The 20,937-nt window shown below is 72.7% G+C and carries 20 protein-coding genes and 1 tRNA gene; 11 read left to right on the forward strand and 10 right to left on the reverse strand.

The annotated features are described in order from the left end of the window. Positions 1-14 precede the first annotated feature (14 nt). The 8 genes from mnhG to dcd form a co-directional block, all read right to left on the reverse strand. Complete coding sequence (mnhG, locus tag B5Y66_RS17550; protein WP_079575897.1) at positions 15-371, reverse strand: monovalent cation/H(+) antiporter subunit G; 357 nt, start codon at positions 369-371, stop codon at positions 15-17. Next, a complete protein-coding gene (locus B5Y66_RS17555) occupies positions 368-769 on the reverse strand; it encodes a monovalent cation/H+ antiporter complex subunit F (RefSeq protein WP_079575898.1) in 402 nt (133 codons plus the stop codon). Before B5Y66_RS17555 ends, mnhG begins: the two co-directional genes overlap by 4 nt. After that, complete coding sequence (locus B5Y66_RS17560; RefSeq protein ID WP_079575899.1) at positions 766-1,392, reverse strand: Na+/H+ antiporter subunit E; 627 nt, start codon at positions 1,390-1,392, stop codon at positions 766-768. The genes B5Y66_RS17555 and B5Y66_RS17560 overlap by 4 nt, the downstream gene beginning before the upstream one ends. Further along, a complete protein-coding gene (locus B5Y66_RS17565; protein ID WP_079575900.1) occupies positions 1,389-2,993 on the reverse strand; it encodes a Na+/H+ antiporter subunit D in 1,605 nt (534 codons plus the stop codon). The genes B5Y66_RS17560 and B5Y66_RS17565 overlap by 4 nt, the downstream gene beginning before the upstream one ends. Further along, complete coding sequence (locus B5Y66_RS17570) at positions 2,990-3,556, reverse strand: Na(+)/H(+) antiporter subunit C (protein ID WP_079575901.1); 567 nt, start codon at positions 3,554-3,556, stop codon at positions 2,990-2,992. Before B5Y66_RS17570 ends, B5Y66_RS17565 begins: the two co-directional genes overlap by 4 nt. Then, positions 3,553-6,528 (reverse strand): Na+/H+ antiporter subunit A, encoded by a 2,976-nt coding sequence (locus B5Y66_RS17575; RefSeq protein WP_079575902.1) that lies wholly within the window; start codon positions 6,526-6,528, stop codon positions 3,553-3,555. Before B5Y66_RS17575 ends, B5Y66_RS17570 begins: the two co-directional genes overlap by 4 nt. A 116-nt stretch (positions 6,529-6,644) precedes the next feature. Then, positions 6,645-7,778, reverse strand: a complete 1,134-nt coding sequence (locus B5Y66_RS17580) for a hypothetical protein (RefSeq protein WP_079575904.1) — start codon at positions 7,776-7,778, stop codon at positions 6,645-6,647. 137 nt (positions 7,779-7,915) lie between these two features. Then, entirely contained in the window at positions 7,916-8,491 is a 576-nt protein-coding gene (gene dcd, locus B5Y66_RS17585; RefSeq protein WP_079575906.1) for a dCTP deaminase, read from the reverse strand. A 559-nt stretch (positions 8,492-9,050) separates the two neighbouring features. Between dcd and B5Y66_RS17595 the strand changes: the two genes are divergently transcribed. The 11 genes from B5Y66_RS17595 to B5Y66_RS17640 all read left to right on the forward strand — a co-directional run bounded on the left by B5Y66_RS17595 (position 9,051) and on the right by B5Y66_RS17640 (position 19,068). Beyond that, positions 9,051-9,254 carry a cold-shock protein gene (locus tag B5Y66_RS17595; protein ID WP_079575908.1) on the forward strand — a complete coding sequence of 68 codons (204 nt, stop codon included), beginning with the start codon at positions 9,051-9,053 and terminating at the stop codon, positions 9,252-9,254. Between the two features lie 127 nt (positions 9,255-9,381). After that, a tRNA-Gly gene (locus B5Y66_RS17600) sits at positions 9,382-9,455 on the forward strand. 131 nt (positions 9,456-9,586) lie between these two features. Further along, entirely contained in the window at positions 9,587-11,068 is a 1,482-nt protein-coding gene (locus tag B5Y66_RS17605) for a tyrosine-type recombinase/integrase (RefSeq protein ID WP_079575909.1), read from the forward strand. 95 nt (positions 11,069-11,163) lie between these two features. Then, entirely contained in the window at positions 11,164-11,946 is a 783-nt protein-coding gene (locus B5Y66_RS17610; protein WP_079575910.1) for a hypothetical protein, read from the forward strand. A 92-nt stretch (positions 11,947-12,038) separates the two neighbouring features. Beyond that, positions 12,039-12,299, forward strand: a complete 261-nt coding sequence (locus B5Y66_RS17615; RefSeq protein WP_079575911.1) for an excisionase family DNA-binding protein — start codon at positions 12,039-12,041, stop codon at positions 12,297-12,299. Continuing rightward, on the forward strand, positions 12,296-12,748 hold the full coding sequence (locus B5Y66_RS17620; RefSeq protein WP_139820956.1) for a hypothetical protein: 453 nt from the start codon (positions 12,296-12,298) through the stop codon (positions 12,746-12,748). The genes B5Y66_RS17615 and B5Y66_RS17620 overlap by 4 nt, the downstream gene beginning before the upstream one ends. 1,458 nt (positions 12,749-14,206) lie before the next feature. Further along, a complete protein-coding gene (locus B5Y66_RS17625; protein ID WP_139820957.1) occupies positions 14,207-14,827 on the forward strand; it encodes a hypothetical protein in 621 nt (206 codons plus the stop codon). Next, on the forward strand, positions 14,824-15,645 hold the full coding sequence (locus B5Y66_RS17630; protein WP_079575914.1) for a hypothetical protein: 822 nt from the start codon (positions 14,824-14,826) through the stop codon (positions 15,643-15,645). The genes B5Y66_RS17625 and B5Y66_RS17630 overlap by 4 nt, the downstream gene beginning before the upstream one ends. After that, positions 15,642-16,001 carry a hypothetical protein gene (locus B5Y66_RS17635; RefSeq protein ID WP_079575915.1) on the forward strand — a complete coding sequence of 120 codons (360 nt, stop codon included), beginning with the start codon at positions 15,642-15,644 and terminating at the stop codon, positions 15,999-16,001. The genes B5Y66_RS17630 and B5Y66_RS17635 overlap by 4 nt, the downstream gene beginning before the upstream one ends. A 645-nt stretch (positions 16,002-16,646) precedes the next feature. Next, positions 16,647-17,558 carry a hypothetical protein gene (locus B5Y66_RS22335; protein ID WP_139820958.1) on the forward strand — a complete coding sequence of 304 codons (912 nt, stop codon included), beginning with the start codon at positions 16,647-16,649 and terminating at the stop codon, positions 17,556-17,558. A 529-nt stretch (positions 17,559-18,087) separates the two neighbouring features. Beyond that, positions 18,088-19,068 (forward strand): MBL fold metallo-hydrolase, encoded by a 981-nt coding sequence (locus B5Y66_RS17640; RefSeq protein ID WP_079575916.1) that lies wholly within the window; start codon positions 18,088-18,090, stop codon positions 19,066-19,068. Here the strand turns inward: B5Y66_RS17640 and B5Y66_RS17645 are convergent. Next, positions 19,055-20,017 carry a serine hydrolase gene (locus B5Y66_RS17645; protein WP_176168919.1) on the reverse strand — a complete coding sequence of 321 codons (963 nt, stop codon included), beginning with the start codon at positions 20,015-20,017 and terminating at the stop codon, positions 19,055-19,057. The two genes, B5Y66_RS17640 and B5Y66_RS17645, sit on opposite strands and share 14 nt — an antisense overlap. Further along, entirely contained in the window at positions 20,014-20,892 is an 879-nt protein-coding gene (locus B5Y66_RS17650) for a LysR family transcriptional regulator (protein ID WP_245807204.1), read from the reverse strand. The genes B5Y66_RS17645 and B5Y66_RS17650 overlap by 4 nt, the downstream gene beginning before the upstream one ends. Between the last annotated feature and the right edge of the window lie 45 nt (positions 20,893-20,937).

Here is a 20,937-nt window from a genome sequence, read left to right on the forward strand (position 1 = left end):
CTACCAGCCGCGGGTCAGTCGGGCTCGCCGAACTCGTTCGGCCGCAGGTCGTCGGGGTCGACCTTGCCGGTGCGGAACCCGGCGCGGCCCACCATGTGTGCGGCGACGGGCGACGTGACCAGCTGGAACGCGACCACCAGCACGAGCATCCCGACGGCCGACCAGCTGCGCACCCGCAGCGCGAGCGCGGTGAGCAGGAGGATGAGGCCCAGCACCTGCGGCTTGGTGACGGTGTGCATGCGGGCGAGCAGGGACGGGAAGCGCAGGAGGCCCACGCCGGCGCCGAGCGTGAGGAACGCGCCGGCGAGCAGGAACACCGCGGCGACGGTGTCGGCGATCGTGGTCCACAGCCCCGGGTCGACGTGGGTCATCGCTGGGCACCCCCCGCGCTCTCGGCGTCGTCCTCGGCATCGATCGCGCGCACCCCGTCGCGCTGCTCGCCGCGCGGCACGTCGGCGGCGCGCGCCTGGGCGGCGACCTCCTCCGGGGTGCGCACGCGACCCTCGTCCTCGGGTTCCTTGCCGGCGAAGCGGGCCATCGTCACCGAGCCGACGAAGCCGACCATCGACAGCGCCACGAGGATCGGGATGGTCTCGGTGCGCCGCGACCAGATGGCCTCGATCGCGATGGCGCACACCAGCGTGACGGTCAGGGTGTCCAGCGCGACGGCCCGGTCGAGCATCGACGGCCCGCGCTCCACCCGGACGAGCGCGAGCAGCGCGGCGACGGCCACCAGCACGGCGGCCGCCATCACGGCGGCGAGCATCATGCGTCCCCCTCCCCTCGTCCGGACGGCGGCGTCGAGCCGGCGTCGAGCGCCGTGCCGGCGTCGCCGGGAACCAGGCCGCACCGGGCCAGGACGGTGTTGCTGGCGAACGCCCGCAGCACCCGCTCCTCGAGCGCGAGCGTGTCGCGACGCACGGCCTCCGGCCCGCCGGAACCGTCGATGTCCAGCACGTGCAGGTAGACGACGCCGGTGCTGCGGCGCGCCTCGACGACCAGCGACCCCGGCACGAGCGACGACATCACGGCCGTGATGGTGAGGTACGCGTCCTCGGGGTTGCGCAGCCGGACCGCGACGATGGCGCCGTGCGGCACCGGCCCCGGCCGGATCGCCTTCCATGCCACCTCGAAGGACGCGACGAACAGGTCGGCCACGAACCGCGCCCCGAGGACCACGGCCGGCCACGGCCGCACCGTGCCGTGCATGTCGATGGCCGGCAGCGGGAACATCGTGACCACCGCGACGGCGATCACGGCTCCCGCGATGACGTTGGCCCACGACAGGTCACCCCACAGCAGCACCCAGATCAGGGTGAGGAGCGCGAGGGCGTGCCACTGCGAGCCCAGCCGGCGCAGCTGGTGGGCGGGACGGCGCGACTGCGGGCTCATCCGTGCCCACCTTCCTGCGCGTCGGCGTCGTCGCCCACGACGACCGACTCGCCCCGGCCCCGGTCCGCCCCGTCGGGGAAGACGGCGTCCACGTAGGTGTGGCCGTCCATCGACGCGGTGGCGGCGCGCTCGGCGTAGCCGTACAGCGGGCCGGCGGCCACGGTGAGGAGCAGCCCGAACGCGACGAGCGCGCCGGTGGGCAGCACCATGCCGCGCGGCAGCGGCACGTCGGACTCGATCTCCTCCGCCGGCGCCTGCCAGAAGGCCTTGTTCCACGTCTTGACCACGGCGTACAGGGTGAGCAGCGACGTCACGACCGACCCGACGACGAGCACCCACGCCAGCCCGGTCCCCACGCTCGCGCCCTCGGTGAGCAGGCCGACCTTGCCGAGGAAGCCGGACAGCGGCGGGATGCCGGCCAGGTTGAGCGCGGGCACGAAGAACAGCACGGCCAGCCCTGGCGCGAGCTTGGCCAGGCCGCCCAGCCGGTCGAGCGACGTCGACCCGCCCCGCCACTCGACGAGACCCACCACGAGGAACAGGGCCGTCTGGACGGAGATGTGGTGCACCACGTAGTAGATGGCCGCGGCGGTGCCCGCCTCGGTGGCGAGCGCGATGCCGAAGATCATGTAGCCGATGTGGCTGACCAGGGTGAACGACAGCAGACGTTTGACGTCGTTCTGCGCCACGGCGCCCAGGATCCCGATGACCATGGTGAGCAGCGCGAGCACCATGAGCACCTGGTCCACGGTGGGGTTGTCCGGGAACAGCAGCGTCTGGGTGCGCAGGATGGAGTACACGCCGACCTTGGTGAGCAGGCCCGCGAACACGGCGGTGACCGGCGCCGGCGCCGTCGGGTAGGAGTCGGGCAGCCACGCGGACAGCGGGAAGATGGCGGCCTTGATGCCGAACGCGAGCAGCAGCAGGAGCTGCAGCGCCGTGCGCACGGTCGGGTCGATCTCCGGCAGCCGCTCCGCGAGCTGCGCCATGTTCACCGTGCCGGTCGCGCCGTAGATGAGCGCGATCGCCGTGAGGAACAGCAACGACGACACCAGCGTGACGATGATGTACACCGACCCGGCGCGGATGCGCTCGGCCGTGCCACCCAGGGTGAGCAGCACCGCGGACGACGCGAGCAGGATCTCGAACCCGACGTAGAGGTTGAACAGGTCGCCGGTGAGGAACGCGTTCGCCACGCCCGCAGCCAGGATGAGGAAGGTCGGGTGGAAGATCGCGACGGGGATCATGTCGCCGCGCGTGGTGCCCGGCTCGTCCTCCCCCTCGGGCACGCCCTGGCCCAGGGAGTACAGGAGCACGCACAGCAGCATCACGAACGAGACCGTGAGCATCACCGCGGAGATGCGGTCGGCGACCAGGTCGATGCCGACGGGCACCGCCCAGCTGCCGACCTCGACGACGATCGGCCCGCCGTCGGCGGCGACCAGGAGCCCGACGGACGCCGCGAGGGCGGCGGCCAGCGCGGTGACGCTGATGATGCGCTGCACGCGGGCGTACCGGTGCAGGGCGAGCGTCAGCCCGGCCGCGAACAGCGGCAGCATGACGGGCAGCGGCACCAACGTCTCGGCGTCCCAGGGGATCACGGGCGCTCCTCGGGGTCGGTGCGGGCGTCGGTCCGCGCCTCACCGTGGCGGTGGTGGCCCCGGTCGTGGCTGCGGGAAGGGCCGTCGTCGTCGCTGTCGTCGACGTCGTCGTGCACGTCGGCCGCTTCCTCGTCGAGGGTCTGGTCGAGCCCACCGGCGTCCGCGTCCTCGAAGGCGGGCGCGTTGAGCGCGGCGTGCCGGGCGACACGCCGGTCCTCGACGTCGTCGGCCACCTCGTCGTGCCCGTGCAGCTGCCACGAGCGATAGGCCATGGCGAGCACGAACGCGACGAGCGCCAGGGTGATGACGATCGAGGTGAGCACCATCGCCTGCGCGAGCGGGTCGCTCATGCGCACGCCCTCGGGGGCGTTGCCGACGATGGGCGAGGCGCCGGAGCGGCCGCCCATGACGAGCAGCATGAGGTTGACGCCGTTGCCGATGAGGACGAACCCGAGCAGCACCCGGGTGAGCGGGCGCTCCAGCAGCAGATAGACGCCGGTCGCGAACAGCACGCCGATGGCCAGGACCAGCACGGCCGAGGGGGTGTTCTCGAGCACGGTCATGGGGCCACCTCCTCGCGCCGGTTCTCCGCTCGGCCGGCAGAGCCGTCGGGGGTGCGCACCTCGCCGACCACGGTGCGCGCGGGCCGCGGGTCCTGGCGGTCGATCTCGGCACCGAGCGTCCGGAGCAGGTCGAGCACCAGGCCCACGACGACGAGCATCACGCCGATGTCGAAGAACAGCGAGGTCACGAGGTGCACGTCGCCGAGCACGGGGACGGCGTACCAGTGCAGGATCGTGCTCTGCAGCACCTCCTGGCCGGCGACGAGGGTCGCGAGGCCCACGCCCGCGGAGAGGAACAGGCCGGTGCCGAGCAGCACGCCGGGGTTGATCGGCGCGGCCTCCCCGAGCTCGTACCGGCCGCCCGCGAGGTAGCGCACGGCGAACGCGATGCCCACCACGAGGCCCGCGGCGAACCCGCCGCCGGGCGCGTTGTGGCCGCTGAACAGCAGGAACAGCCCGAACACGATCATGGCGTGGAAGACGACGCGGGTGATGACCTCGAACAGGACGGAGCGACGCTCGGGCTCCAGCGTGCTGCCGGCCGCGAGCCACACCCGGCGGGTGTGCGGGTCGGACTGGCTGACGTCGTCCTTCACCCGGGAGAGCCGCAGCACCTCGCCGCTGCGCTGCCGCAGGAAGATCAACGACGCGACGCCGGTGGCGGCGACGAGCAGCACCGAGATCTCGCCGACGGTGTCCCAGGCGCGGATGTCGACGAGCGTCACGTTGACGATGTTCTTGCCGCCGCCCCACTCGACCGCCTCGTCGGGGAAGTGCGTGCTGATGGGGTCGGCCACCCGCACGAGCGGCGCGGCGACGGTGAACGCCATCATGACGACGCCGGTCACCACGCCCAGCACGAGCCGCAGCCAGCGGCTGGCGGCCAGCGGTCGGTCGGTGAAGTACGGCGGCATCCGCCGCAGCACCAGCATCATGATGACGAGCGTGATCGTCTCGCACAGCACCTGGGTGAGCGCGAGGTCGGGCGCGCCGTGCAGCATGAAGAGCGTCGCGTTCGCGTATCCGGCGACCCCGACGAGCACGACGGCCTTGAGGCGCCGCCGGGCGCGAGCGGCGAGCACGCAGGAGATGACGACGATCGCGACCACCGCGGCGTCCGCGGGCCGGTCCCAGGGCACGACGGCGAGCTTCGGGGTGCCGCTGATCAGCGCGGAGGCGATCACCATGCCCGGCGCGACGGCGAGCACGACGAGGATCATGCCGAGGTAGACCGGCAGGGAACCACGCTGGGTGGCGGCAGTGACGTCGGCCGCGAGGTCGTCGAGCCGGCGCATGGTGCGGCGGTAGGTGACCTCCGCCGAGCGCGGCGACCAGAGGAAGTCCTGGGCCTTCTCCACCCGGGCGCGCTGCCAGAAGAGGACGAAGCCGGCGAGCAGCACCAGGACGGTGATCGCGAGGACCGGCGTGAAGCCGCCCCAGAGCACGAGGTGGCCGGGCTCCCCGGCGGGGTAGGTGTCGGCGTACGGGGCCAGCAGCCGATCCCCCGTCGCGGGGACGAGCGCCACGGCCAGGCCCAGCACCGCGAGCACGAGCGGCGGGGTGACGAGCAGCCAGGGCTGGCGGCGCACCGGCGTCGCGGGCGCGGGCTCCGCGCCGGCGTCGCGCGTCGTCGCCGGGGCGCCCGCCGCGGCCACGCCGGGGCGCCGCTTGGTGCCGAACGCACCCCACGCGAAGCGCAGGCCGTAGGCCACGGTGAGCGCCGAGCCGACGGCCACGGCGAGCAGCGCGATCCACTCGACGGCCCCGGCGCCGTGCGTGACGTCGTGCCACAGGCCCTCGAGCGCGGCCTCCTTGGCGACGTACCCGGCGAACGGCGGGAAGCCGATCATCGAGGCGGTCGCCAGGACGCCGGCGACGGTGGTGAACGGCATGGTGCGCCACAGCCCCGACAGCTTGCGCAGGTCACGGGTGCCGGTCGCGACGTCGACGGCACCGACGACCAGGAACAGCGCCGCCTTGAACATGGCGTGCGCCCCCAGCATCGCCAGGCCGGCCAGCGCCAGGGCCCTGCTGCCGAGCCCCAGGAGCAGCACGATCAGGCCGAGCTGGGACACGGTGCCGAACGCGAGGACGAGCTTGAGGTCGTGCTGCCGCAGCGCCTGGTAGCCGCCGAGCAGGAGGGTGCCGCCCCCCAGGACCAGCACCAGCCAGCGCCACACGGGCAGGTCCGCGAACGCCGGGGCGAAGCGCGCCACGAGGTAGACGCCGGCCTTGACCATGGCCGCGGCGTGCAGGTAGGCGGACACGGGCGTCGGGGCCGCCATCGCCGCGGGGAGCCAGAAGTGGAACGGGATGAGCGCGGACTTGGTCGCGGCGCCCGCGAGCAGGCACACCGCCGCCCACGTGACCGCGGTGCCCGACGGCGGGTCGGCGACCAGCTCGGAGACGCGCCAGGTGTCGCCGACGACGCCGAGGATGATGAGCCCCACCAGCATCGCGAGGCCGCCCCCCGTGGTCACGACGATCGCCTGCATCGCCGCGCGCCGGGACGCCTTGCGGTCGGCGTAGTGGCCGATGAGCAGGTAGGAGAAGACGGTGGTGAGCTCCCAGAACACGAACAGGAGCAGCAGGTCGTCGGCGGCGACGAGGCCGACCATCGCGGCGGCGAACGCCGTGAGCACGGCGGCGAACCGCCCCAGGCCGAACGCGTCCCGCGCGAAGTAGGCCGAGCAGTAGAGCAGCACGAGGGCGCCGACACCGCCGACCACGAGCAGCATGAACCACGCGAGGGTGTCGAGCTGGAAGGTGATCGACAGGTGCAGGCCGGGCACCCACGGGATCTCCTGGGTCGGGAAGTCGCCTGCCGTCACCCGGGGCGTCATCGCCAGCGCGTACGCGGCGGCCGAGGCCGGGCCGAGCGCCAGGATCCAGAATGCCCGCCTGCCGAGCCATGCCACCAGAGCCGGCGCCACGAGGGCCAGCAGGAAGGTGAAGAGCAGCACTGAGAGCACAGCACTCCGTCCGGTCGAGGGGCGGGGCGTCGGCTTTACCTTACCGGCAACGACCGATGGTCCGGCGATGACGAGATGACACGGGGGTGTGACCTGGCTCGCTCGCCGGCCTCCTCCTAGAGGTCTTCGGGGGCGAGCAGGAAGTCCGCCTCGTCCGCGATCTCGCCGCCCACCGCCGTGTGGATCGCGACCGCCATCTTCCCCACGAGATCGGCCGCACGCCGTCGCGCGACGACGTGGGCGGCCTGCGGGAACTCCTGGTTGGCCTCGTACAGGTCCGGCGGGTCCCAGCGCACGTGGTAGCAGACGGCGCCCGCCGCGGCCCAGGGCAGCTCGCGCACCAGCAGCGGCAGGGTCTCGTCGCCGATCACCTCGACGGTGACGGAACCGTCGAGCCCCAGGTCGGTGGCCAGGCCGTAGGCGTCGAGCACCATCGGCGCCTGCAGGGCGTCGATGTCGACGTCGTCGGCGCGCTCGTGGATCGCCTTGCGGACCTCGGGGTCCAGCGGTTCGCCCGGGTACAGGGGGCGGTCGGCGATGCCCGCGGGCGGGCCCTGGTACGGCTTGCCCTCCGTCGCGAGCACGACGCGCGGGTGCACGGCCTGCAGCACGCGGAACGCGGCCTGCGGGTCCAGCCAGATGTCGGAGTACACCGTGAGGTCCACGGCCCGGTCCGGGTCCGGGGTCAGGACCGCGCCCGGCCCCGCCGCGCGGCGGCCGCCGTCGGCGTCGTCCCACGTGCCGGCGACGTCGAGCCGCACCGAGCCGCCCAGCCGGCGGGCCGCCTGCACCAGCCACGAGACGACGCGCTCCTCCTCACGGTTCGGCATCGCCGCCGGGAAGGCACGCCCCACGCCGTCCCGGTCACCGCCGAAGCGGGTCGCGTCGTCCCACCGCTCGCGCGGGCACACGACGTCGAACACCATCGCGGTGCCGGCGGGCAGGCCCGCCTCGATCCCGTTGCCGGACGGCGCGTACGGGCCGGAGACGGCGCTGTGCCGCGACAGCCGCAGCACGCCCGGCTCGCCCGGGTTCGCCATCCGGCCCACGGGGACGTCGGCTCCCGGCAGGTCGGCGGGGACCACGTCCCAGCGCGTGCCCACGAAGCGCGACAGGGCGAGGACCTCGATCTCGTCGACCACGACGTCCGAAGGCACCCCCAGCAGGTGACGCGCCTGGTGCCCCTGCGCCGACACCCGAGGCAACGGCGGCAGGGCGGGCTGGTTCTGCGCCGAACGGTTCTGGGCCACTTCGCGGAGCTCCTTCCGGGACCTGGGCGCACCGCGCCCCGCACCGGTGCCGGCGCGGCGGGACCGAGCGTAGCGACGTCCCGACCCCCCGCGGAACGGCCCGTCGGCCCCCGCGCCGGCGCTGCGCCGCGCGGCGCTCAGACCTCGCTCCGATGGAACGACTGCCACGACCGGCTGGCCGTCGGGCCGCGCTGCCCCTGGTAGCGCGAGCCGTATGCGTCCGAGCCGTACGGGTGCTCCGCCGGGGAGGAGAGACGGAAGAAGCACATCTGGCCGATCTTCATACCGGGCCACAGCGTGATCGGCAGCGTCGCGACGTTGCTCAGCTCGAGCGTCACGTGCCCCGAGAACCCGGGGTCGATGAACCCGGCCGTGCTGTGCGTGAGCAGCCCCAGCCGCCCGAGCGACGACTTGCCCTCGAGCCGCGCGGCGACGTCGTCGGGCAGCGTGACGGACTCGAACGTGGAGCCGAGCACGAACTCGCCCGGGTGCAGCACGAACGGCTCCTCCGGGGAGACCTCGACGAGCCGCGTCAGCTCGGGCTGCTCCTGCGACGGGTCGATGAACGGGTACTTGTGGTTGTCGAAGAGCCTGAAGTACCGGTCGAGGCGGACGTCGATGCTGGACGGCTGGAGCATCGACGGCTCGTACGGGTCGAGGACGACCCGTCCGGCGTCGAGCTCGGCCCGGATGTCGCGGTCGGAGAGCAGCACGGGGACACGGTAGTCGGGTCGGCGGGCGGGCGCTCCGCCGACCCGGTTGCGGGGCGCGGCGGATCCTCGTGTACCCTAGAGGCCGCGCACGCCGCGGGATCCGACCCCGGCACTCTTCGGTACCTCGCATCGAAGCCAGGTCCGCGCGCAGACGACAGCCCCGCTGTCCACGACGATCTCCGCCCACAGTGCGCGGAGCGAGAGCAGAGAGCATCACTTCTTCCACCATCGCAAGGCCCACGTCCGCACCTGCGGTCACGGGCAGCTCACGACCGACCCCTGTGTGGCGCCGGGCCGACGACGACCTGTGGGTCGCGACGGTCGACGGCGAGTACGGGGGCATGATCACCCGACGTCCCGACGGCTTTCACGTCCACGACCGCTTCACACAGCCGGTCGCCGTCGCCCCCACCCTTGCCGAGGCGACGAGGCTCCACGCCCCGTCCCGCCACGGCACCACGCGCGCTCGTCGAGCGCGCGTCCACACCGTCCGCACCCGGCCGGGTGCGACGACCGGACCCACGTTCGCGGGTCCGTCGCATCAACGAGAGAAGACACCATGACCACCGGAACTGTGAAGTGGTTCAACGAGGAGAAGGGGTTCGGCTTCATCGCCCCCTCCGACGGCACCGCCGACGTGTTCGCGCACTACAGCGCGATCGTCGCGGACGGCTTCCGCTCCCTCGCCGAGGGCCAGCAGGTCGAGTTCGAGGTCACGCAGGGCCCCAAGGGCATGCAGGCCTCGAACATCCGCCCGCTCTGACGCCTGCGCCTGCACGCCGCGCACGCGGCGTGCAGGCGACCGGTTTGTCCCGGGACACCCGGCCGGTTCGGAGCATCCGACCTGGTTGGGTATGATCGGGGCGCGCACACCATCACGGTGCTGCTGCGCGGGTGTAGTTCAATGGTAGAACTTCAGCTTCCCAAGCTGATAGCGCGGGTTCGATTCCCGTCACCCGCTCCAAGCTTGAACATGCAGGTCAGAGCACGTATGGGCATGTACCGCCCGGCTCTGGTCACACCGGAAATCTCGTCTGGCGTGACCTAACGTGACCGATCCTCTCGGGGGTCGGCCCAGCCGGAAGCGAGGCCCACGTGTCGTCAGCACCCCTCTCCCCCACCCCCGAGCACCCCGTCGAGCTCGACGCCGGCGCGCACCCCGTGCCGCTCGCCGCTCCGGGGGAGCTCCCCGCCGGCCGGCCCGTGCGGCGCGCTGCGCGCCGCCAGACGCGCCGCGGGTACGGGAACGTCAACCAGCTCCCGTCGGGGCGCTGGCGCGCCCGCTACACCGGCCCGGACGGCAAGCGGCGCACCATCGGCACCTACCCCACCCGCGGCGAGGCCGACGCCGCGCTCGCCGGGGTGCTCTCCGACGTCTACCGCGGCACCTACCGGGCGCCCGAGAGGGGCGCGGTCACGCTGGCGACGTACGCCCGCCGGTGGCTCGCCCAGCAAACCGAGCTGCGCCCCCGCACCGTCGACCTGTACGCCCGGCTGCTCGACCGATGGGTGCTGGCCGAGCTGCCCGTCGTCGGGTCGAGCTCGCGGATCGACCTAGGCCGGGTCGAGCTGCGCGCGCTCACCCCGACCGGCGTCGCCGAGTGGTTCGCCGCCGTCAGCGGTGCGGCGCGCGCGTCGGCGACCGCGCGGGCCGAGCGTGCCGCCGGCGCGACCGACGCCCAGCACGCCCGCGCGTGGGCGCGGGCCCAGGGCATGAGCGTCGGTGCGAGCGGACGGCTGCCGGCCGCGGTCGTCGCCGGCTGGCGGACTGCGGGCCGGCCCGCCGCGGCGACCGGCGCCGCCCCGTCGCCGGACGCCGGCCGCACCCAAGCCGCTCAGGCGTACCGGCTGCTGCGCACGGTGTGTAACGCCGCGGTACGTGAACGGCTCATCGACGCCTCGCCGTGCCAGGTACGCCGAGCCGGGCAGGTGAAGCCGGCCGAGCGCGTGCCGGCGACGCCCGAGGAAGTCGACACCATCGCCGCCGCGATGCCCGAGCGCTACCGCGCCGCGGTCGTCGCGGCCGCGTGGTCGGCGCTGCGGGCCGGTGAGCTGTTCGCGCTCGAACGGCGGCACGTCGAGCGGGTGCCCGGCGGCGGGGTGCGGCTGCGCGTCGAGCAAGCGCTCGTCGACGTCGCCGGTCAGCCGGTCACGTTCGGCCCGCCCAAGTCCGACGCCGGCCGGCGCACGGTGAACGTGCACGGTCCGGCCGCGGCGGCGCTGTTGGACCACCTGCGCACGTTCACCGGCCCGGGCGCACACGCGCTCGTGTTCGCCACCGAGAGCGGTCGGCCGGTGCGCGCCAGCCAGCGCACGCAGATGTTCGCCCGAGCTCGTCGAGCTGCCGGGCGCGACGACCTGCGCTGGCACGACCTGCGGCACACCGGAGCGACCCGCGCCGCGGAAGCCGGCGCCACGCTGCGCGAGCTACAGAACCGGCTCGGGCACTCGACCATCGCCGCGGCGCTGGTCTACCAGCACGCCAGCGACGACGCCGACCGCCGTCTCGCCGAGCGCATGGCCGCGATGACGACCCGCGAGACCGACGCCTCGAACGTCTACCGACTGCCGGCATGAGGACCCATGGCGCCGGACGAGAACCGGCGTGTACCCCCGGCGGCCTATGCCGCGCGCCAAGACGACACCACCCCGACGACCCTAGGATCGAGCGCATGAGCACGTCGCCCGTCACGGATGCCGCGGGGGCTCGCCGCGTGCTCGGCGGGCAGCTCGACGCAATCCTCAACGGTGCCGCGGCAGCGGGGCGGGACGTGCTGCCCCTCGAAGAACTCGACTGCGGCGAGCTAATCGGTGCGCTGAGGCAGCTCGACGAGCGCGACGACCTGTTGTGCGCACGTGGGGTCGTGGTGGCAAACCTCGCCGGGCCGCTCGCCGACGACCCCAGCGCCGCGGTTTCGGTAGCCGTGATCGATGCCGTGCTCTCGCCGCTCGCGCCCGGGCCGCTACGCGAGCCCGGCGCGCTCGCCCGTGCCGCGCGCGCGTACCTCGTGCAGGAGCGCCGCGGGCACCATTCCGGCCACCTGCGGGCGGTGGCAAGCCGACTCTTTCCTTGGCGGTTCCCCGCAGACCTCGACGCGCTCAACGACACTATTTTTGCCGAGCTCGTCGCGGCGCGCGAGAGCGCCGGCCCGGACGAGACCGTGAACGTGCCCGACCAGAGCGCCGCCTACGCGCGAGCGCTGCTCGTCGTGGCGCTGCTGCTCGTCGCGGTCGCTGCCGCCGACGATGCCGCCCGCGGCCGGCTGCTCGCGCTGCTCGCGGTCGCGCTCGCGGCTGTCGAGCATGACGACGCCCGGCGCGACGAGCTCGACCACGGCGAGCCGTGGCGGGAGCCCGACCCGCCCCCGCGGCACCTGGCCGTTCTCACCGATTGCGTACTCACCGCCGCTCCCCCGAGCCCCCGGGCGCGAGCGGCGGCACCTATTGCTGCCTGAGCGACGACCGGCCCGCCCACGCGCGCCGCCGCCCGCTTGTGCCCTGCCCCATTTTCGTAGGGCCGGCTCCGACGAGCCGAGAGGCACCATCCATGAGCGACAAGCTCCCGACCCACAAGACGAACACCCCGACACCGCCGCCGACGTGTCCCGCGTGCGGCGAGCACGACCGACTGTGGCGCGTCGAAGAGGGCGCCGCCTACATCGGCATACACGTCGACACGCTGCGAGAGCTCATCAAGGATCGCCGGATACCCGTGGTCAAGCTCGGGCGGGCTCACCGGCTACGCCGCCAGGATCTCGACACGTTTATCGACGCCCAGACGATCCCCGCCGTCCGGGACGCCGGATGAGCGCGACGACGACGCGCCCTAACCCCTCCGAACCGCCCTGCCGGCAACACCGAGTGCTCGTCACGGGCGCACACGCTGCGGCTGTCGTCACCCGTCGACGGGCGCCCGGCGACGTCGTGCTCGACCTCGACGCCGTGCACGCCGCCGTCGGCGGCACGCCCGGCCCGGGTCGCCTCGTGGCGCTGGCGGCGCTGCACGCCGCCCGGAAGCGAGCCGAGCACCTGCACGACGACGTAACCGTGTGGGTGGTGCACCCCGCCCCGACCGGCGAACAGCTACGCGGCTACCTCGCCGCCGGGTACGAACTCGTCGACACCGGGCCGCCACACCCGGAAACGGGGCGCGGCGGTCCCGAGGGCACCGGGACCGCCGCCAACGTCAATTCGGCCGCTACCAACGGGCACGACGACCGGACCAGTATGCCGGTCGACATGGCTCGGTGGAGGTGATCGGTCGTGACCACCGAGCCGACGAGGATCGGGGCCGCGGCATCCGTGTTCACCAACCGACGCCGCGCCACCCCGCCGCCGGGCACCAACGACGCCGGCCGCGGGACACGCGACCGGCACGAGACCCGGCGCGATCCCGACGCGCGCGTCTTCAACGATGCGGTCGTGTACTGGGCATTCCGGCAGAACGACCTACCGAGTGACCGCCGCATCGGCGCCGGGAACGTCAAGGTCGTCCTCGCCGCGCTGGCGACGTTTGCGGACTGGCGCGGCATAACGAACGTGTCGCCGCGCACCGTCGCCGAGGCGTGCTCGCTCACCACGAGGGACGTGCGCAACGCCCTCGACCTACTTGAAGCGAGCGGGCACGTCGTCGTCGTCGGCGCGAAACGATCAGGCCGAGCGGCCGAACGGTTGATCGGCCCGAGCCGTACCGAAGAGCTCCCCATCGATCGAGTCTCGCGGGATACCCCGCAAGGCTCGCCATCTCAACCTCGCGGGGAACCTCGCGGGGAACCTCGCGGGGAACCTCGCGGGGAACCTCGCGGGATATCCCGCACCGAACTAAACAGAACAGAACAGAAGACGCACGCGCGCCCGTGCGCGCACGGGCGCGACTCCGAAACGTGCCCGCACTGTCCGGGCGGGCGCCTCGCCTACCTCGAAGACGGGCCCAGCCCCGCCGGGCTCGACGCCCCCCGGGGGTGGTCGTGATGTCGCCCCCCGGCACCGGTCCCGACGGACCCCCCGGGGGTTGCGTGCACGGTGCATCCCCCGGGGGGTGTGCTGCCTGCCGTGCTACTGCCGAGCGGGGGCGCCCGCCGGCGTGCGTGCACGGCTACGCGGTGGCGAGCTGCCCGCACTGTCCGGGCGGCCGCCTGGCCTACCTCGACCAGCTCCCCGGCGCCGCCGAGAGTCGGGCGCGCGACGAGCGCGCGGCCAGCTCACGCGGTCGACCAGCTCGACCGGCCGGCGGTGCCAAGCTCGACGACGGGCGCGACCCCGAGCGCGAGAGCGAACCGGCGTGGTCAGAGCGTGAATCGTGATCGGCGCGTGCGAGACCGGGACCCCGATTCTTTGTGGGGCGCGGGCTGGCTACGCCAACCCTGCGGCTCTCTCGTTTTTCCCGGAAGCCCCAACAAAACCGCAGAATCATGCCGATTTCGTAGGGATTGACCGGCGGGCCCGAGCGCGACCCGACACGACCCGGGCCCACCAGAACCGAGGGCGGCTCGCCGGCTCGACGAGCTCGACGGCCAGCGCCAGGCGGACAACCGGTCTGGTACCTCCGGTCTGGGAACGAGTGAGCGGCCGGGAGAGGGCCGCACAGCGCGTCTCAAGGGGTGACGCGCGGCGCCGGCATCCCCGTCCGCGCGACGGGGTGCCGGCCGGCCCCTGTGTCGGGGTGTGTGTCCGACCTGCTCGGACACGAGGACGTCGACCAGACGGGGTGTCGTGGTGAGCGCCGGCGTCGAGCCCGGGGCCGGCGTCGAACTCGACGTCGAGACCGCCGCCCGCGTGCACGCCGTCGTCGTCGAGTGGCTCGTCGACCGGCTCGTCGACCCAAGCTGGCGTGCGCGTCGTGATGCCGGGTCGCAAGCTCGCGCGGCGCTGCACGACGCCGAGCGGCTCGCCCGGATGGCCGGTAGCGGCCACGATCCATTGCCGGGCGCCGGCGGGTGGTGGTCGAGTGCCGACGTGGCAGAACAGACCGACACCCCGCACCGCACCGTGCGCCGGCACATGAGCACCGGCCGGTGGCCGTCGGCACGCCGCCGCGCCGGCCGGTGGTTCGTTCGGCCGGCCGACGTGCTCGCCGAGCTCGACCGCACCCCGAACGGAGCACGCGGGGCCCGCGACCCCCTGGCGGCGCTGCTGCCGCCGTGGCTGGACGACCCGCACCGTGCGTTGCTCGGCGTGCTGGAACGTTCCCCGGACCCCGGCACCCCGGCCGAACGTGCCCAGCTCGCCAGCCAGCTACGGGCCGAGCGCTCTCGCGCCCGGCTCTACCGAAAGCGCCGCGAACGCCAGCTCGCGCCGACGTCGACCACGACCCCCGAGGGAGAGACGACCCCATGACGACGACGTACCCCGCACCGCCCACCGAGCACGACGTCGACGGGCCCGACGTTGACGAGCCGGCCGTCGACGTCGACGGGGCACCGTTCCCGCCGGCGCACTACCCACACCGCGACTGGACCGACGACACCGCCGACCCGTTCCACGTTCCGCCCGAGCTGCGCGACGACTACGCCGCGGCGATCCCACCGGCCGATCTCCGCGAGGCTTACTGGCGCTCGGGCGCCGTACGGGAGCACACGTTCGGATGGGCCGAAATGGTCGCGTGGGCCCACGACCACGGACACATCACCGGATCGGAAGCCGCACAGATTCGGACCGGGAACTACGGCGCACCGCTGTACCGAAAGGTCGTCAGCGCCGCCGACGGGTCGTCGTCTGTCGGGCCGACCGGCGGCGACGAGGGAGACCCGCTGCCGCGCGGGCTCGTCGCCGGCCCCGAGTGGGGACGCAGCTTCACGGTGCGCGAGCGCGTCACCGGCCCCGACGGGTTCGCCGAATGGATGCACGGCGAGCGGCTAGAGCTCGCCACACGCGCCCGGCGGCGCCGGCTCGCCGACGCCGAGCGCGAGGCGCACCGGCGCGCGGAAGTCGAGCGCTGGACACGCGAGCACACCTGTCCGAGCTGCGGCCAGCTCGACGAAATCGAGCTCCTGCCCGTCGCTGCCCCGGGCCCCGTCGCGGCCCGTGCCCGGCTGTGCACGCTGTGCCGCGCGCACGCCGAACGGATCTTGCTCGACGCCGAGACCGTCGACGGCCGGCCCCGGCGCGAACTCGTCACCGACCACCTGCGCACCCTGGAAGGGAAGAGCTCATGAGCACCGGATACACCCCCTGGCCCACCGCGCACACCGTCACCCACGACGACCACGATGAGCACCAGCGGCGCATGCTCGCCGGCGCGCTCGGCGGCCGGCTCGACGATCTCGCCGCCGCCAGCGCGAGCACCGCCGGCAACATCGACCGGCTCGTCGCCGATCACCGACGGGTGCAGACGTTCGCGCAAGCTCTCGCGGCCGGAATGAGCCCCGAGCACGCCCGGTCACTGCTCGGGCTGCCAGACCGCCCCGCGCCCGCCGCGCCCGAGCCCGTCGTCATCCCACAGGACAACGGCATCCCGCTCGTGGTGTACCCCGGCGAGCACGTCGGCGCCGGCATCCTGCACCAGCGCTGACAGCCCGCCAACACCTCGAACCGCTGCCCGATGCGCCGGCGAGATCTCACCGGGCAGCGGTTCGGCACCGTCGTCGTGCTTGACGACGTCCCCGCGCCCGGCCTGCGCTCCGTGCGGTGCCGCTGCGACTGCGGGCGCACCGTTGAGCTCGACCGATCCGGGCTCACCACCGGCCGCACGCTGACGTGTGGCGACCGGTGGGAACATCGCCGGCAGCCCGTCGTGACTTACGCCGACGCGCACTGGCGCGTCAAGCGGGAACGCGGGCCCGCCCGCGCGCACCTGTGCGTTGACTGCGGCCTACCCGCAATGCACTGGTCCTATGACCACACGGACCCTGCCGAGCTGGTCGAGCATCGCTACTTCGGGCCCGCCACCTATTCGCTCGACGTCGCCCGGTACGAGTCGCGATGCGCGTCATGTCACGCGCGAGTCGACCGCGCCTGGCAGTGTGGCCGAGAGCTTCGAAAGCCCGCAATTCCGCCAGTTCAAGCAACCCTCTTCCCCGATGAGGGGATACCACCAACCCCCGAGAGCCCACCTCCGAAGAACGGGTGAATTCCCAGTCTTCGCCTGGCTGCGGACCGATTTGCGCGCGACGCTGGGTATCCAGCACCACGAACCGACCTTCGCAGGAGCCGAGCCGTGCAGGAATCCAGCGGGCAACGACGCCTCATCCTTCCGATGACTTCGATCGCCGATACCTCCGGCGCCAGTGTCCATTCGCCACCATTAGAATTCTACCTGGACACTATTTCTGAACAGGCGCGCATTGGACTCCGCCATTTACTGAACATCTGGAGGATGGAAGGCGCGCTTCCTAACGTCGACTTCTGGGCTCACCGCGATCGATTTGACGAGAGCGAAGTGTGGTCACACCTTCAAGGTGCAATGTTTGCTGGAATCATCCTCGCAAGAATGTTCGACCCTAAGATTCCGGGACCCCCCAGGAAGGCGAGCAAGGCGCAGCGGGACGCACAAATAGCCCGTAAGAACGCCGGCGAACGGCGAGCGGTGCAATTGCGCACGCTACTAGACGTCGCCAAGGACTCCCCGTTGATAACAATTCGCAAGGTCCGGGATTCCATCGAGCATCTCGACGAGCGGATCGACGAGCTAGTTGCGGCTGGCAATGTCGCATCGGTTAGTGATTTCGGGGTAGTGGTGGGTGGACGGTTCGCAGACCACCACGGCGACGACGTAGACGCAACCGGTTCCACACTTCGACATGTGCCGTTACGCCAGTTCGCACCGGACATGGGTGTGCTCTTTTTTCGCGACACACATCTCGATCTCTTCGATTATGAGACCGCGCTATACAATGTCCTTGCTGAGATGCCCAAAGCACTAGCCGCCGTGGGCCCGAAGTCGAGTAGTTCGACATTCGCAAACTCCTCTCCGCGCACCTGGGAGAGTGGCGCAGTGCAGAATCGGCGCGAAGCTATTGAACAAGTCCGACGCGAGGTAGAAGCTTCAGGTAACGACCTTCTGCACCCAGTACCGAGCCCACGAAAAATCATCTTGGTCGCGGACCTTCCGGCCGAAACTACGACCTAGGCTCGCCAAAACGACACGTCAACGTCGTTGCACGGAAGCGTGGCTCGCGGGCCGCTCCCGCCCTGCCCCTGTGCGGGCACGGGCTGGGTCGGGAGCGACCCGTGATCCATCTAGCCACCTTCCCGACCGGGATGCGATTCGTGCGCCGTCGCTGCCCCTTGGCGTGACCTAACGTGACCTAAGTTCGGCCGACGAGGACCGACAGCGACCGACAAGGACCGGCCAGGACCGACGAGTCCGCTATCATCGACGCTGGTCAACGCGGTATTTGCGCTGGCCCGTCAATCGTCAGATTCAGCGTCCAACGAGATTCCCAAGCTGATAGCGCGGGTTCGATTCCCGTCACCCGCTCCACCGCGAGGCCCGGACCGTTCGGTCCGGGCCTTTCGTCGTCCCTGGCCCCTCGCGCCGGGCGTGCAGGAGTCGGGACCACTCATGCGCCGTCCGCATGAGTGCGGCGCCCGGCGTCTTGGTGCGCATCGATCTGCTCCTGGCACGGTCATCTCCACGACGACCCCAGGGAGAGATCATGACCCACCCAGTCCGCCGCCGGACTCTTCTCGCCGCGGCGGGGACCGCAGCCGCCGGAGCTCTGGCGCGCCCCGCTCCCCCGTCCTCCGCCACACCGGGGTCGGTGTCGGGACCGGGGGCGACCGGCTTCGCGACGTTCCGTTGGCTGGGCGTGGCAGGCTGGCAGATCCGCACCCCGCGGTCCCACCTGCTGGTGGACCCCTATCTGACGCGGTTCGACACCGGCCTGGCGAAGGGCCGCTTCAGCCCCACCACAGGTCTCACGGTGGACCCCGTCGCGGTCGACGACGCGCTCGGGCGTTCGGACGAGTCCGGCCGGGTCACCGCCACCCTGGTCACCCACACCCACTGGGACCACTTCGGCGACGTCCCGCACATCGCCACCACCCGGGGCGGCACGGTCTTCACGACCCTGACGGGGTACCACCTCGCCCGGTCGCTCGGCGTGGACGACACCCAGGTCGCCGTGCTGAAGGGCGGCGAGGAGATCGTCGTGGGCGACCTCGTGGTCCGCGCCGTCCGGTCGTTGCACAGCCGCGCCCGGAACGGCGGGGTGCTGTTCCCGGGCGTCCGCCACGAGGTACCGCGGCGACCGGCGACGATCGCCGACCTGCCCGAGGGCGACACGCTCGCCTTCCTGCTCCGCGCGCCGACGGGCAGGAGCGTGCTGCTGCTGGGTGCGAGCGACTTCGACGACACGTCGTTGCGAGGCCTGCGCCCGGACGTCGTCACCATGCCGGTCCCGGCGAACGACGTCACGAACGACTACGTCGAGCGGCTCCTCGACGTCCTCGACAGCCCGCGCGTCGTCGTGCCCGTGCACTGGGACCACTTCGAGACCCCGCCCACGACCCCGCCCACCGTGCAGGACGACGCGACGGCCGAGCAGCTGCGGTCCATGGTCGCCACCGTCCACAGGGTGGCGCCGCATGCCCGGGTCGTCATGCCGGACTACCGGAGGACGCTCACCCTGCTCTGAAGAGGGCGCGCGGCGAGGGAGCGGTCCGTCGGACGACGTCGTGCAGCCGGCGTGCGGCTCGCCCCAGCGCGATCTCCGCCGCGGGCTGGACGCCGGCAGGCACGCTGGACCGGCTGAGCACGACCACGACGACCCGGCCCCCGTCGGCATGCTCCACGACCCCGGCCTCGTGGCGGAGGTTGAGCACCGTTCCGGTCTTGGACGACCACGTGCTGGAGTCGCGCTCGAACTCCGGCGCCAACCGCTGCCGGTGCACGTTGGCGGCGAGGAGCTCGCGTAGCCGGGCCGACACCTCGGGGCCGATCCGCCCGCTACCCCAGACAGCGCCCAGCAGGTCGGCGAGGACCCGCGCCGACACCGTCGTCGTCACCGACACGTCGAGCGATCGGATGGCGCTGCCGCCGTGGGCGGTCGTCGCCGTCGCGGCGAACACGTGGCCGAGACCGGGGTGCAGGTGCTCCAGCGCCTCCGCCGGGGTGTTGCCCAGCTCGCCCAGCCCGTGGCGGACCTCGACCTCGGGCACACCGAGCTCCCGGAGCAGGCGCCCGACCTGAGCGGGTGGGGTCAGGGCGAGCAACGCGTCGCACGCGCTGCTGTCACTGAGCGACACGGCCAGGTAGAGGAGGTCCTCCAGCGCCACGGACGCCGGGTGCCGGAACCGCGTGATCCCCGGCGGTCCGCTGCCGGCGAGCCGCCCCGGGTCGACCACCACCGGCGACGCGGGGTCGAGCTCTCCCCGGCGGATGCGCTCCAGCGTGGCGAGGGCCACGGGAACCTTCACCAGCGAGGCAGCGGGCATCTCCAGGTCGGGGTCGATCCCGGCCTCGTGGCCGGACGCCAGGTCACGCACCAGGATGCCTGCGGAGAGCCCGGCGTCGCCCAGCATGGTCCGAACCTCCCGGACCTCCTGGGCGACGGCCGCACCGACGGGCAGCGCCGGCGGGGTCATCCGGCCACCTCCGTGGCCCCCAGCGCGTGCGCGACGGCGCCGGACAGCGCACCCATGGCCGCACCGACCCCGCCCGGGTCGCCCGCTCGCAGCTCGACCCGATGGGTGCGGACCAGGTCGACCCCGCCGAGGCGCGACCAGGCGAGCCCGAGCTCGCGCGCCTGGGCCCGGGTGCACAGCAGCAGGTCCGTGCTCGTCGTCACGGCCACCAGCGCCGGCACCAGGGCTGCGACCTCCACCTGCCGGGGGAGGCAGCCCGCCGCGACCAGGTGCCGGGTCAGCACGTCCCCGACGCCGGCGTTGTCGTCCTCCGGCGTGACCCAGACGCGACGGCCCGGTGCGTCGTCACCCCGACGCGGAGCCAGCTCGTCGAGAAAGGTCCGTTCCCCTCCCACGGGGCCGCAGGTGCCCACCCCGAGCGGCGCGGACCACCGCGCCGCGCCGCTCGCGGCGCCGACGAGGGCGGCGTCGGCGCGCGAGTCCCGGACCATCTCCACCCTGCCGCCCGCCGGCACGGGCTCCGTGCGCAGCCTGACCCCCACCTCCTGGGCGTCAGCGATCAGCGTGGCCGCGGCCGAGGGCGACATGTCCTCCGGTACCGCCAGCCGCACCAGAGCGGTCTCGCGCATGGCCGCCGCGGCACGGAGGTCGTCCGCCGACCCGACCAGCCGCGCCGCCACGGGAAGCAGCCGCCGGCCCAGTGGCGTCAGGAAGACCTCGCGCGTCGTGCGGTCGAACAGGCTCCCGCCGAGGTGTGCCTCGAGCCCGGCGACCCGCCGGCTGATCACCGGCTGCGGGACGCCGAGCGCCGCGGCTGCGCCGGTGAAGCTCCCCCGCTCGCTCACCGCGACGAACGCCCGGCACCCGTTCTCCATGTCCACCCGGGCGATTATCGCCGCCGGGCTGCGCACGAGCGACGG

Origin of the sequence: Krasilnikoviella flava (genome assembly GCF_900167525.1) — a bacterium.
GTDB lineage: Bacteria > Actinomycetota > Actinomycetes > Actinomycetales > Cellulomonadaceae > Isoptericola > Isoptericola flavus.